11 protein-coding genes and 1 pseudogene are annotated in these 12,734 nt (G+C 64.1%); 10 read left to right on the top strand and 2 right to left on the bottom strand.

The window, feature by feature from the left end:
- Window positions 1–259: 259 nt before the first annotated feature.
- The 3 genes from CC207_RS00170 to CC207_RS00160 are packed head-to-tail and all read left to right on the top strand — an operon-like array spanning window position 260 to window position 3,822.
- On the top strand, window positions 260–919 hold the full coding sequence (locus CC207_RS00170; RefSeq protein ID WP_062363899.1) for a paraquat-inducible protein A: 660 nt from the start codon (window positions 260–262) through the stop codon (window positions 917–919).
- Window positions 906–1,529, top strand: a complete 624-nt coding sequence (locus tag CC207_RS00165) for a paraquat-inducible protein A (RefSeq protein ID WP_088851387.1) — start codon at window positions 906–908, stop codon at window positions 1,527–1,529. The genes CC207_RS00170 and CC207_RS00165 overlap by 14 nt, the downstream gene beginning before the upstream one ends.
- Window positions 1,522–3,822, top strand: coding sequence for a PqiB family protein (locus tag CC207_RS00160; protein WP_028689908.1), 2,301 nt, complete (start codon window positions 1,522–1,524; stop codon window positions 3,820–3,822). Before CC207_RS00165 ends, CC207_RS00160 begins: the two co-directional genes overlap by 8 nt.
- Before the next feature lie 210 nt (window positions 3,823–4,032).
- On the opposite strand, the gene rpsT is transcribed toward CC207_RS00160, so the two are convergent.
- Window positions 4,033–4,311, bottom strand: a complete 279-nt coding sequence (gene rpsT, locus CC207_RS00155) for a 30S ribosomal protein S20 (RefSeq protein ID WP_023533220.1) — start codon at window positions 4,309–4,311, stop codon at window positions 4,033–4,035.
- Between the two features lie 250 nt (window positions 4,312–4,561).
- On the opposite strand from rpsT, the gene murJ reads away from it, so the two are divergent.
- From murJ to ispH, 6 genes are all read left to right on the top strand, one after another.
- Window positions 4,562–6,100 carry a murein biosynthesis integral membrane protein MurJ gene (gene murJ / locus CC207_RS00150; RefSeq protein ID WP_028689907.1) on the top strand — a complete coding sequence of 513 codons (1,539 nt, stop codon included), beginning with the start codon at window positions 4,562–4,564 and terminating at the stop codon, window positions 6,098–6,100.
- Between the two features lie 118 nt (window positions 6,101–6,218).
- Window positions 6,219–7,169: a bifunctional riboflavin kinase/FAD synthetase gene (gene ribF / locus CC207_RS00145; protein WP_028689906.1), complete on the top strand. Its 951-nt coding sequence runs from the start codon at window positions 6,219–6,221 to the stop codon at window positions 7,167–7,169.
- Entirely contained in the window at window positions 7,166–9,997 is a 2,832-nt protein-coding gene (gene ileS / locus CC207_RS00140; protein WP_062363903.1) for an isoleucine--tRNA ligase, read from the top strand. The genes ribF and ileS overlap by 4 nt, the downstream gene beginning before the upstream one ends.
- Window positions 9,990–10,505, top strand: coding sequence for a signal peptidase II (gene lspA / locus CC207_RS00135; RefSeq protein ID WP_028689904.1), 516 nt, complete (start codon window positions 9,990–9,992; stop codon window positions 10,503–10,505). The genes ileS and lspA overlap by 8 nt, the downstream gene beginning before the upstream one ends.
- Window positions 10,498–10,935 carry an FKBP-type peptidyl-prolyl cis-trans isomerase gene (fkpB, locus tag CC207_RS00130; protein ID WP_028689903.1) on the top strand — a complete coding sequence of 146 codons (438 nt, stop codon included), beginning with the start codon at window positions 10,498–10,500 and terminating at the stop codon, window positions 10,933–10,935. Before lspA ends, fkpB begins: the two co-directional genes overlap by 8 nt.
- A 14-nt stretch (window positions 10,936–10,949) precedes the next feature.
- Complete coding sequence (ispH, locus tag CC207_RS00125) at window positions 10,950–11,894, top strand: 4-hydroxy-3-methylbut-2-enyl diphosphate reductase (RefSeq protein WP_028689902.1); 945 nt, start codon at window positions 10,950–10,952, stop codon at window positions 11,892–11,894.
- A 1-nt stretch (window position 11,895) separates the two neighbouring features.
- Here ispH and CC207_RS00120 read toward each other — a convergent pair whose 3' ends face one another.
- A complete protein-coding gene (locus CC207_RS00120; protein ID WP_088851386.1) occupies window positions 11,896–12,345 on the bottom strand; it encodes a GspH/FimT family protein in 450 nt (149 codons plus the stop codon).
- Between the two features lie 136 nt (window positions 12,346–12,481).
- Between CC207_RS00120 and CC207_RS27300 the strand changes: the two are divergent.
- Window positions 12,482–12,658: pseudogene (locus tag CC207_RS27300) on the top strand (prepilin-type N-terminal cleavage/methylation domain-containing protein); the annotation flags it as partial.
- Window positions 12,659–12,734: the final 76 nt, after the last annotated feature.

Raw genomic sequence — 12,734 nt, 5'->3', positions numbered from 1 at the left:
CTTCCCCATGTGAGAGTAGGTCATCGTCAAGATTCATTTCGCAAAACCCCTATCTGCGCGAGCAGGTAGGGGTTTTGTCTTTTCCGCGTTTCTAAGCCAACGCCGCCTCTGTTGTGCAACACGCAGCGTGGGCGCGGGGGATCGTGTCGCCTGCGGAAAATGTGACCCGAACATCGATACAGTTCCTCATAATGGCCGTCTCCCACAATTCGAGTCGGAACACTAGAATAGAGCCGACGCATCCATTCAGAACCCCTTTATGCCCAACCCTGTCGATCCCGAAGCGCTCGCACAGCTGCCGCTGGACGAACTCGTGGCCTGCCACGAGTGCGACCTGTTGATGCGCAAGACCACGCTGCAGCATGACGAGAAGGCCTTGTGCCCGCGCTGCGGCTACGAGCTGTACGCTCATCGCCACAACCTGATCAACCGTAGCCTGGCCCTGGTCCTGACCGCCCTGCTGCTGTACGTACCGGCCAATTTCCTGCCGATCATGCAATTGCACCTGCTCGGCCAGACCTCCGACGACACCGTCTGGAGCGGTGTATTAGGCCTATACAACTCAGAGATGCGCGGCATCGCCGTGGTGGTGTTCCTGTGCAGCATGGCCATCCCTTTGCTCAAGCTGCTCTGCCAGCTGATGGTGCTGTTGAGCATCCGCCTGGATATTGGCCGCAGCTATGGCCTGCTGATCTATCGTATCTATCACCACCTGCGTGAATGGGGCATGCTCGAGGTCTACTTCATGGGCGTGCTGGTGGCCATCGTCAAGCTGGTCGACCTGGCCGAGCTGAGCATCGGCCTGGGCCTGTTCTGCTTCATCAGCCTGTTGCTGGTGCAGGTATGGCTCGAGGTGGTCATGTCGCCACACCAGATCTGGGTGGCCTTGTCGGGGGAGGATGTCCATGCGGGCGATTGATGCAGGCATCCTGGTCTGCAATGAATGTCACCAGCTGAACCGCCAGGAGCCGGACAGCACCTCGCAGGTCTGTACCCGCTGCGGCGCGGTGGTGCATGCCCGGCGGCCCAACAGCATCGTGCGCACCTGGGCGCTGCTGATAACGGCCATGGTGCTCTATATCCCGGCCAATGTGCTGCCGATCATGACCGTCAGCGCGCTCGGCCAGGGCAGCCCGGACACCATCATGTCCGGCGTCATCACCTTGATGAAGCACGGCATGCTGCCGATCGCCGCTGTGGTGTTCATCGCCAGCATCCTGGTGCCGACCTTCAAGCTGGTCGGCATCGCCCTGCTGCTGTACTCGGTGCAGCGCCACCAGCCGCTCTCGGCACGCCAGCGCATCCTGATGTACCGCTTCATCGAATTCATCGGTCGCTGGTCGATGCTGGACATCTTCGTCATCGCCATCCTGGTCGCGGTGGTGAATTTCGGCCGCATCGCCAGTGTCGAAGCCAACCTGGGCGCCGTCGCCTTCGCCACCGTGGTGATCCTGACGATGCTCGCCGCTTTAACTTTCGATCCCCGACTGATCTGGGATAACACGGAGTCGGATGACGACCATGAGTGATTTGCCTACGGCTAAAACCCGGCCTGCTTCGAATTGGTCGGCCATCTGGATCCTGCCGCTGATTGCCCTGGCGATCGGCGGCTGGCTGGCCTGGCAGGCCTATCGCGATGCTGGTATCGAGATCCAGGTGCGCTTCGAGAGTGGCGAGGGCATCGTCGCCAACAAGACCGAGGTCATCTACAAGGGCATGTCGGTGGGCAAGGTCACCGCCCTGGTGCTGGATGACAAGGGTGACAACCGTGGCGTTGTCGCCACCATCGAGATGCGCAAGGAAGCGGGCCCGCACCTGACCAAGGGCACGCGTTTCTGGCTGGTCAAGCCAAGTGTCAGCTTGGCGGGTATCTCGGGCCTGGAGACGTTGGTCTCGGGTAACTACATCGCCGTTGATCCCGGGGAGGGAGAGCCGACCAAGCGTTTCACCGCGCTCAAGGAAGCTCCGCCGTTGTCCGATTCCGAGCCGGGCCTGCACCTTACCCTCAAGGCCGAGCGCCTGGGTTCGCTCAATCGTGACAGTCCGGTGTTCTACAAACAGATCCAAGTGGGTCGGGTGAAGAGCTATCGCCTGTCCGAGGACCAGGGCACGGTGGAGATCAAGGTGTTCATTGCGCCCGCTTACGCCAGCCTGGTACGTAAACACACGCGGTTCTGGAACGCCAGCGGGGTCAGCATCGACGCCGACCTGTCCGGCGTGAAGGTGCGCACCGAATCGCTCTCGAGCATCGTTGCCGGCGGCATCGCCTTTGCCACGCCAGAGAACCGCAAGGACAGCCCGCCCACCGACCCAAGCCTGCCGTTCCGTCTTTACGAAGACTTTGATGCCGCCCAGGCCGGTATCCGGGTCAAGGTCAAGCTGAGCGATTTCGAGGGGTTGCAGAAGGGCCGTACACCGGTGCTGTACAAAGGTATCCAGGTGGGATCGCTGAAGGAACTGAAAGTCGAAGGCGACCTCTCCACGGCCATGGCCGAGCTGACCATGGATCCCCTGGCCGAGGACTACCTGGTTGAAGGCACTCAGTTCTGGGTGGTCAAGCCGTCCATCTCCCTGGCCGGCATCACCGGTCTCGAGGCCTTGGTGAAGGGCAACTACATTGCCGTGCGCCCGGGTGAGCCAGGTGCCAAGCCGCTGCGCGAGTTCGAGGCGCGTCCCAAGGCGCCGCCGCTGGACCTGAAGGCGCCGGGCCTGCACATGGTGTTGTTCGCCGACACCCTGGGTTCGCTGGAGGTAGGCAGCCCGGTGATGTATCGCCAGGTGCGGGTGGGAAGCGTGCAGAGTTACCAGTTCGCTCGCAACAGCAAACGCATCCTGATCGGCGTCCATATTGAGAAGGAGTACGCCAACCTGGTAAACGGCTCCACGCGCTTCTGGAATGCCAGCGGCATCACCCTGACCGGCGGGCTGTCGGGCATTCAGGTCAAGAGCGAGTCGCTGCAGACGCTGATGGCGGGTGGTATCGCCTTCGATACGCCGAAACCGGATGTGCCGCTCAAGCGCCGTATTCCGCGTTTCCGCCTGCACGAGAGCCAGGATGCGGCCAACCGTGCCGGTACCTTGATCACTATCCGTGTGGACCGTGCCGAAGGCTTGAAGCCGGGCACGCCGATCCGTTTCCGGGGCCTGGATGTGGGCAGTGTCGAGAGCGTCGACCTGACCGCTGATCTGCAGGCCGTGGTGCTGCGTGCACGGATCACCCAAGCGGCCGAGCGTATCGCCCGTGCCGGCACCCAGTTCTGGGTGGTCAAGCCGGCCTTGGGCCTGGTGCGTACCCAGAACCTCGACACCTTGATCGGCGGCCAATATTTGGAGGTGTTGCCGGCGCTCAAGGACAAGGGGCCGCAGCGTGACTTCATCGCCCTGAGTGATGCGCCGGAGGTGAAAGGCGAGGAGGTCGGCCTGCCGCTGACCCTGAGCGCGGCGCGCCGCGGCTCGATCAAGCCGGGTGTGCCGGTGACCTATCGAGAGGTCACGGTGGGCAAGGTCACCGGCTTCGAGTTGGGGCAGACCGCCGACCGTGTGCTTATCCACATCCTGATCGAACCGCGTTACGCCGGGCTGGTTCGTGGCGGCAGCCGTTTCTGGAACAGCAGCGGGTTCGGCTTCGACTGGGGGCTGTTCAAGGGCGCCACGGTGCGCACCGAGTCGGTGGAGACCCTGATCGAGGGCGGAATTGCCTTCGCCACGCCGGACGGCGAACAGATGGGTAACCCGGCGCGGCCGCAGCAGACCTTCGCCTTGTTCGACAAGGCCGAGGATGCTTGGCTGGAGTGGGCGCCGAAGATTCAGATTGGTAAGTGATCGAACGGTTGGCCTGGTACCTGGAGCGGCCTTGTGTCGCGAAAGGGCTGCACGGCAGCCCCAGGATTTCAGTGCAGACGCACAATCGCCGGGGCCGCTTTGCGGCCCTTTCGCGACGCAACGCCGCTCTTACAGATAGAGGAGTGTGGAGAGAAATCACAGGTATAAAAAAACCGACCCTAGGGTCGGTTTTTTCGACAAGAACGTCGCTTAGGCAGCTGCAGCTTCTTTCAGCGCCTTGATGTGGCCATTCAGACGGCCTTTGTGGCGAGCAGCTTTGTTCTTGTGGATGATACCTTTGTCGGCCATACGGTCGATTACAGGTACAGCCAGAACGTAAGCGGCTTGCGCTTTTTCGGCGTCTTTTGCGTCGATGGCTTTGACTACATTCTTGATGTAGGTGCGGACCATGGAACGCAGGCTGGCGTTGTGGCTGCGACGCTTCTCAGCCTGTTTTGCACGTTTCTTGGCGGAAGGTGAGTTGGCCACCGTCGAGCTCCTCGAAAGACTTTAGGTAAATAGCAAACAAAATAGGCCGCGAATCATGCCGATGAGTCGAGCGGATGTCAAGGCCACCTGCAGGGTTCCGCCGAGTGGTGAGCCAGCAGGAGGGAAATATTCCTTTCTGCCGCACGACCTGTAAACTCGGGAATTTTTGGCTCCCCTGCGAAGGCGCGGGAGTATCGCACATTCGGACGCTGTCTGGCAGCGCCCTCTGTCCCTGGCGTGAAATTTTTCGATGAACCTGCTCAAATCCCTGGCCGCAGTCAGCTCCATCACCATGATTTCCCGGGTGCTCGGCTTCGTGCGCGATACCATCCTGGCACGGGTGTTCGGCGCCGGCATCGCCACCGACGCCTTCTTCATCGCCTTCAAACTGCCCAACCTGTTGCGGCGGATCTTCGCCGAGGGGGCCTTCTCCCAGGCCTTCGTGCCGATCCTGGCCGAATACAAGACCCAGCAGGGCGAGGAGGCCACCCGTACCTTCATCGCCTACGTGAGCGGCCTGCTGACCCTGGTCCTGGCCCTGGTCACGGTGATCGGCATCCTTGCTGCGCCGTGGGTGGTCTGGGCCACCGCGCCGGGCTTCGTCGACAGCGCGCAAAAGTACGAGCTGACCACCGCGCTGTTGCGGGTGACGTTTCCTTATATATTGCTGATCTCGTTGTCGTCGCTGGTCGGCGCGATCCTCAATACCTGGAACCGCTTCAGTGTGCCGGCGTTCACGCCCACGCTGCTCAATGTGGCGATGATCGCCTTTGCCGTGCTGCTGACGCCGTACTTCGACCCGCCGATCATGGCCTTGGGCTGGGGCGTGCTGGCCGGTGGCCTGGCGCAGCTTTTGTACCAGCTGCCAGCGCTGAGGAAGATCGGCATGCTCGTGCTGCCACGCCTGAACCTGCGCGACAGCGGCGTGTGGCGCGTGCTCAAGCAGATGCTGCCGGCCATCCTCGGGGTGTCGGTGAGCCAGATTTCGCTGATCATCAACACCATCTTCGCCTCGTTCCTGGTGGCAGGCTCGGTGTCATGGATGTACTACGCCGACCGTCTGATGGAGCTGCCGTCCGGTGTGCTCGGCGTGGCCCTGGGCACCATCCTGCTGCCGACCCTGGCCAAGACCTATGCCAACAAGGATCGCGAGGAGTACTCGCGGATCCTCGACTGGGGCCTGCGCCTGTGCTTCCTGCTGGTGCTGCCCTGCACCCTGGCCCTGGCCATCCTTGCCGAGCCGCTGACCGTGGCGTTGTTCCAGTACGGCAAGTTCACCGCCTTCGACGCTGCCATGACCCAGCGCGCGCTCATCGCCTATTCGGTGGGCTTGCTGGCGATCATCCTGGTCAAGGTGCTGGCACCTGGCTTCTATGCGCAGCAGAATATCCGCACGCCGGTGAAGATCGCGGTCTTCACCCTGGTCTGCACCCAACTGTTCAACTTGGCCCTGGTCGGCCCGCTGGCCCATGCCGGGCTGGCCCTGGCCATCAGCCTGGGCGCGTGCCTGAACGCCGGCCTGCTGTTCTGGAAACTGCGCAGTCAGCAGCTGTTCCAGCCGCAGCCGGGCTGGATGCCGTTCCTGCTCAAGCTGGTGCTGGCCGTGACCCTGATGTCGGGCGTGCTGCTGCTGGGCATGCATTACCTGCCGGCCTGGGAGCAGGGCAACATGCTTGCGCGCTTCCTGCGTCTCGGGGCGCTGATTGCCGCGGGCGTGGTGACCTACTTCGGCTGCCTGTTCCTGTGCGGGTTCCGCCCACGGCATTTCGCCCGCAAGGCGTTGCATTGAGGCGCATGAGGGGTCAGGCGTCGGTTTTTCGCATTCCATGCCCCCTGGGGGCGCTGCTGCCTGTCACCAGCGCCCGGGTGTGGTTATAATCGGCCACTTTATGAGCAAGAAGCGCGTTATGCAGCTGGTTCGAGGTCTTCACAACCTGCGCCCCGAGCACCGGGGCTGTGTCGCCACCATTGGCAACTTCGACGGGGTCCACCGCGGCCACCAGGCGATCCTCGCACGCCTGCGCGAACGCGGCCAGGCGCTGGGCCTGCCCACCTGCGTGGTGATCTTCGAGCCGCAGCCGCGCGAGTACTTCGCCCCGCAGAGCGCTCCGGCGCGCCTGGCCCGTCTGCGCGACAAGGTCGAGCTGCTGGCCGGCGAGGGCATCGACCGGGTCCTGTGCCTGTCGTTCAACCAGCGCCTGAGCCAGCTCAGCGCCGAGCAGTTCGTCAAGGCGGTGCTGGTCGATGGCCTGGGCGTGCGCCATCTCGAAGTGGGTGACGACTTCCGCTTCGGCTGCGACCGCGCCGGCGACTTCGCCTTCCTCACCGAGGCCGGCAAACGCCACGGCTTCACCGTCGAGGCGGCCAACACCGTGATCCAGGACGGCCTGCGGGTCAGCAGCACCGAAGTGCGCAAGGCCCTGGCCGAAGGCGACTTCGAGCTGGCCGAGCACCTGCTGGGCCGTCCGTACCGCATCACCGGGCGCGTGCTGCATGGCCAGAAGCTGGCCCGCCAGCTCGGCACCCCCACCGCCAACATCCAGCTCAAGCGCCGTCGCGTGCCGTTGTCCGGGGTCTACCTGGCCAGCATCGAAATCGACGGCAAGGCCTGGCCGGGTGTCGGCAATATCGGAGTGCGCCCCACCGTCGCCGGTGACGGGCGTCCTCACCTGGAGATTCATCTCCTGGACTACGCCGGCGACCTGTATGGCCGGCGCCTGACGGTGGAATTCCACCACAAGCTGCGTGAAGAGCAGCGTTTCGCCTCCCTGGAGGCGCTGAAGTCGGCGATCGACGCGGACATCGCCGCCGCACGTGCCCACTGGCACGCTCAACCGCTAACGAAGAGCCTGAAATGACCGACTACAAAGCCACGCTTAACCTTCCGGACACCGCCTTCCCCATGAAGGCCGGCCTGCCTCAGCGCGAACCGCAGATCCTGCAGCGCTGGGACAGTATTGGCCTGTACGGTAAGCTGCGCGAGATTGGCAAGGATCGTCCGAAGTTCGTCCTGCACGACGGCCCGCCCTATGCCAACGGCAAGATCCACATCGGTCATGCGCTGAACAAGATTCTCAAGGACATGATTGTCCGCTCCAAGACCCTGTCCGGTTTCGACGCGCCGTATGTGCCGGGCTGGGACTGCCACGGCCTGCCGATCGAGCACAAGGTCGAGGTCACCCACGGCAAGCACCTGACTGCCGACCGTACCCGCGAACTGTGCCGCGAGTATGCCGCCGAGCAGATCGAAGGGCAGAAGACCGAGTTCATCCGCCTGGGCGTGCTGGGCGACTGGGACAACCCGTACAAGACCATGAACTTCGCCAACGAGGCCGGTGAGATCCGCGCCCTGGCCGAGATGGTCAAGCAGGGCTTCGTGTTCAAGGGCCTCAAGCCTGTGAACTGGTGCTTCGATTGCGGCTCCGCCCTGGCTGAAGCCGAGGTCGAGTACGCCGACAAGAAATCCCAGACCATCGACGTCGCCTTCCCGGTGGCCGATGCCGACAAGCTGGCCGCCGCCTTTGGCCTGGGCGCGCTGGCCAAGCCCGCCGCCATCGTGATCTGGACCACCACCCCGTGGACCATCCCGGCCAACCAGGCGCTGAACATCCACCCGGACTTCAAGTACGCCCTGGTCGATACCGGCGAGCGCCTGCTGGTGCTGGCCGAAGAGCTGGTCGAGTCGTGCCTCAAGCGCTACAACCTGGAAGGCTCGATCATCGCCACCGCTCCAGGCTCGGCCCTGGAACTGATCAACTTCCGCCACCCGTTCTACGACCGCCTGTCGCCGATCTACCTGGCCGACTACGTCGAGCTGGGCGCCGGTACCGGCGTGGTGCACTCCTCGCCAGCCTACGGTGAAGACGACTTCGTCACCTGCAAGCGCTATGGCATGGTCAACGACGACATCCTCACCCCGGTGCAGAGCAACGGCGTGTATGTCGAGTCGCTGCCGTTCTTCGGCGGCCAGTTCATCTGGAAGGCCAACCCGGCCATCGTTGAAAAGCTCAGTGAAGTCGGTGCGCTGATGCACACCGAGACCATCAGCCACAGCTACATGCACTGCTGGCGCCACAAGACCCCGCTGATCTACCGCGCCACCGCGCAGTGGTTCGTCGGCATGGACAAGCAGCCGAGCACTGGCGAGCCGCTGCGCGAGCGCGCGCTCAAGGCCATCGAAGAGACCAAGTTCGTCCCGGCCTGGGGCCAGGCGCGCCTGCACTCGATGATCGCCAACCGCCCGGACTGGTGCATCTCGCGTCAGCGCAACTGGGGCGTGCCGATCCCGTTCTTCCTCGACAAGCAGACCGGCGAGCTGCACCCGCGCACCGTCGAGCTGATGGAAGAAGTCGCCAAGCGCGTCGAGCAGGAAGGCATCGAGGCCTGGTTCAAGCTGGACGCTGCCGAGCTGCTCGGTGACGAGGCCGGCCAGTACGACAAGATCACCGACACCCTCGATGTGTGGTTCGACTCTGGCACCACCCACTGGCACGTGCTGCGCGGCTCCCACGACATCGGCCACGCCACCGGCCCGCGCGCCGACCTGTACCTGGAAGGCTCCGACCAGCACCGTGGCTGGTTCCACTCCTCGTTGCTCACCGGTTGCGCCATCGACGGCCACGCGCCGTACCGCGAGCTGCTGACCCACGGCTTCACCGTGGACGAGAACGGCCGCAAGATGTCCAAGTCGCTGGGCAACACCATCGAGCCGCAGAAGGTCAACGACACCCTGGGTGCCGACATCCTGCGCCTGTGGGTCTCGGCCACCGACTACTCCGGCGAGATGGCGGTTTCCGAGCAGATCCTGCAGCGCAGCGCCGATGCCTATCGCCGCATCCGCAACACCGCGCGCTTCCTGCTTTCCAACCTGTCCGGCTTCGACCCGGCCCGTGACCTGCTGCCGGCCGAAGACATGCTGGCCCTGGACCGTTGGGCGGTCGACCGCACCCTGCTGCTGCAGCGCGAGCTGGAAGAGCACTACAGCGAGTACCGCTTCTGGAACGTCTACTCCAAGATCCACAACTTCTGCGTGCAGGAGCTGGGCGGCTTCTACCTCGACATCATCAAGGACCGCCAGTACACCACCGGCGCCAACAGTGTTGCCCGCCGCTCGTGCCAGACCGCGCTGTACCACATCAGCGAGGCGCTGGTGCGCTGGATTGCGCCGATCCTGGCGTTCACCGCCGACGAGATCTGGCAGTACCTGCCGGGCGAGCGCAACGAGTCGGTGATGCTCAACACCTGGTACCAGGGCCTGGCCGAGCTGCCGGCCGACGCCGAGCTGGACCGTGCCTACTGGGATCGCGTGATGGCCGTTAAAGCCGCGGTCAACAAGGAGCTGGAAAACCAGCGTACCGCCAAGGTCATCGGCGGCAACCTGCAGGCCGAAGTCACCCTGTTCGCCGAAGAGGGCCTGACCGCCGACCTGAGCAAGCTCGGCGACGAGCTGCGCTTCGTGCTGATCACCTCGGCCGCCAGCGTGGTGCCGTTCGTCCAGGCGCCGGCCGATGCCGTGACAACCGAAGTCGAAGGACTCAAGCTGAAAGTGGTCAAGTCCGGCCATGCCAAGTGCGGCCGTTGCTGGCACTTCCGCGCCGATGTGGGCAGCCACCCGGAGCATCCGGAGATCTGCGCCCGTTGCGTCGACAACCTGAGCGGTTCGGGTGAGGTGCGCCACTATGCCTAATGCTCCTGCAGGGCGCTTCGGGCGCCTTGCCTGGCTCTGGCTGAGCCTGGTGGTCCTGGTCCTTGACCAGGCCACTAAGCTGTACTTCGACAACGCGCTGACCATGTACCAGCAGATCGTGGTCATTCCCGACTACTTCAGCTGGACCCTGGCCTACAACACCGGCGCCGCGTTCAGCTTCCTGGCCGACAGCTCCGGCTGGCAGCGCTGGCTGTTCGCGCTGATTGCCGTGGTGGTCAGTGCCGTGCTGGTGGTCTGGCTCAAGCGCCTGGGGCGCAACGAGACCTGGCTGGCCGTGGCCCTGGCCCTGGTGCTGGGCGGCGCGCTGGGTAACCTGTACGACCGCGTCGTGCTGGGCCATGTGGTCGACTTCATCCTGGTGCACTGGCAGAACCGCTACTACTTCCCGGCCTTCAACCTGGCCGACAGCGCGATCACCGTGGGCGCGGTGATGCTGGCGCTGGACATGTTCAAGAGCAAGAAGTCCGAGGAAGCCGTCCATGACTGAGACCCGCATTGGCCAGAACACCGAAGTCACCCTGCACTTCGCGCTGCACCTGGAAAACGGCGACACCGTCGACAGCACCTTCGACAAGGCCCCGGCCGTGTTCAAGGTCGGCGACGGCAACCTGCTGCCGGGCTTCGAGACGGCCCTGTTCGGCTTCAAGGCCGGTGACCAGCGCAAGCTGACCATCGCCCCTGAGAACGCCTTCGGCCAGCACAACCCGCAGAACGTGCAGGTGATGCCGCGCTCGCAGTTCGAAGGCATGGAGCTGTCCGAAGGGCTGCTGGTGATCTTCAACGACGCCGCCAACACCGAGCTTCCAGGCGTGGTCAAGGCGTTCGACGACAACCAGGTGACCATCGATTTCAACCATCCACTGGCTGGCAAGACCCTGAGCTTCGAGGTGCAGATCCTCGACGTGAAGGCCGTGTGAGCCTGGAGCCGAGCATGCAAATCAAACTCGCCAACCCGCGCGGCTTCTGCGCGGGGGTCGACCGGGCGATCGAGATCGTCAACCGCGCCCTGGAAGTCTTCGGTCCGCCGATCTACGTGCGCCACGAAGTGGTGCACAACAAGTTCGTGGTCGAGGACCTGCGCAACCGTGGCGCGATCTTCGTCGAAGAGCTGGACCAGGTGCCGGACGACGTCATCGTCATCTTCAGTGCCCACGGCGTTTCCCAGGCCGTGCGCCAGGAAGCCGCCGGCCGTGGCCTGAAGGTGTTCGACGCCACCTGCCCGCTGGTGACCAAGGTGCATATCGAGGTTGCCAAGTACAGCCGCGATGGCCGTGAGACCATTCTCATCGGCCACGAGGGGCACCCGGAAGTCGAAGGCACCATGGGCCAGTACGACGCCAGCAACGGCGGTGCCATCTACCTCGTCGAGGACGAGGACGATGTCGCCAGGTTGCAGGTGCGCAACCCTGATCACCTGGCCTTCGTCACCCAGACTACCCTGTCGATGGATGACACCAGCCGGGTGATCGACGCCCTGCGCGAACGCTTCCCGAACATCGGCGGCCCGCGCAAGGACGACATCTGCTACGCCACCCAGAACCGCCAGGATGCCGTCAAGCAACTGGCCGACGAGTGCGACGTGGTATTGGTGGTCGGCAGCCCCAACAGCTCCAACTCCAACCGCCTGCGCGAGCTGGCCGAGCGCATGAGCACACCGGCCTACCTGATCGACGGCGCCGAGGACCTGCAACGCAGCTGGTTCGACGGGGCCGAGCGCATCGGCATCACCGCCGGGGCCTCGGCGCCCGAGGTGCTGGTGCGTGGCGTGATCGACCAGCTCAAGGCCTGGGGCGCGACCGGCGCCGAAGAGCTCGACGGGCGCGAGGAGAACATCACCTTCTCCATGCCCAAGGAGCTGCGGGTTCGCTCGATCTGAGTCAGTCCGGTGCACAGCGGCGGCCCTCGTCGCTGCGCAGGCTGACCCGGCCACTGGGGCTGAGCACCACCTGATGACGGCTGTCGAGGGTGGTGCGCGGGCAGATGTCCAGCGTGGTGCCGACGAAGCCCACCCCCAGCGGCGCCCCCCGGGCGCTGAACCTCACGACCCGGTACGAGGTCGTGGCAATCTTCAGCGGCCTGTGCAGGCGATGTTCCTGTAACCGTTCGCCATCCTGTTCCAGCACCACCCGCCAGCCTTTGCCCCAATCGTCCTCCAGTGGCCTGACCAGCACGGCCTGGTGTCTCAGCGCTGCCTGGTTGCGGGCGCCGCGCAGGGTCTGCGCCAGCTCCCTGGCCACGGCACCGACGTAAAGCTCATCGCTGAACTTGCTGTAGGCCGATATGCCCTGGTGTGTCAGAAGGCTCAGCACGCCTAGTGCGAACATCATTTGTATCAGTGTTACGCCTTGTTGCCCCACGCTGCATTCCTCCCTGGAAGTGCTTCTCTGTAGCTTCCAGGGTGCCTGGCAAGGGCGCCAGTCGGCCGGTTCGTGTTGTGGGCGAGGAAAGATCCCAGGAGGGGCAATGGACGTGAGGGAAAGGGGCATGACGCTGCTGGAGGTGCTGCTGGCCGTCACGGTGCTGACACTGGGGCTGTTTGCATCGGCGGCCTTGCAGTTGCGCGGGCTGCAGGCGGTCGAGGGGGCGCGGCGGGAAGGGCAGGCGTTACAACTGGCCCAGGGCATGTTGGAGCGCGTGAGGGCAGCGGAGGCTATCGAGGCGGGCGAGGAAGCGGCCTGGCAGTTGCGTCTGACCCAGGTGCTCGGTGGTGCGGCGC

This window comes from Pseudomonas sp. DrBHI1 (genome assembly GCF_002205115.1).
GTDB classification, from domain to species: domain Bacteria; phylum Pseudomonadota; class Gammaproteobacteria; order Pseudomonadales; family Pseudomonadaceae; genus Aquipseudomonas; species Aquipseudomonas mosselii.
This window is presented reverse-complemented; position numbering and strand designations above follow the sequence as displayed.

What these genes read in the sequence shown, in the direction of transcription:
- CC207_RS00170 (WP_062363899.1), top strand. Translation starts at nt 260, where the DNA reads ATGCCCAACCCTGTCGATCCCGAAGCGCTCGCACAGCTGCCGCTGGAC.
- CC207_RS00120 (WP_088851386.1), bottom strand. Translation starts at nt 12,345, where the DNA reads ATGATGTTCGCACTAGGCGTGCTGAGCCTTCTGACACACCAGGGCATA.
- ileS (WP_062363903.1), top strand. Translation starts at nt 7,166, where the DNA reads ATGACCGACTACAAAGCCACGCTTAACCTTCCGGACACCGCCTTCCCC.
- ribF (WP_028689906.1), top strand. Translation starts at nt 6,219, where the DNA reads ATGCAGCTGGTTCGAGGTCTTCACAACCTGCGCCCCGAGCACCGGGGC.
- fkpB (WP_028689903.1), top strand. Translation starts at nt 10,498, where the DNA reads ATGACTGAGACCCGCATTGGCCAGAACACCGAAGTCACCCTGCACTTC.
- lspA (WP_028689904.1), top strand. Translation starts at nt 9,990, where the DNA reads ATGCCTAATGCTCCTGCAGGGCGCTTCGGGCGCCTTGCCTGGCTCTGG.
- murJ (WP_028689907.1), top strand. Translation starts at nt 4,562, where the DNA reads ATGAACCTGCTCAAATCCCTGGCCGCAGTCAGCTCCATCACCATGATT.
- CC207_RS00165 (WP_088851387.1), top strand. Translation starts at nt 906, where the DNA reads ATGCGGGCGATTGATGCAGGCATCCTGGTCTGCAATGAATGTCACCAG.
- ispH (WP_028689902.1), top strand. Translation starts at nt 10,950, where the DNA reads ATGCAAATCAAACTCGCCAACCCGCGCGGCTTCTGCGCGGGGGTCGAC.
- CC207_RS00160 (WP_028689908.1), top strand. Translation starts at nt 1,522, where the DNA reads ATGAGTGATTTGCCTACGGCTAAAACCCGGCCTGCTTCGAATTGGTCG.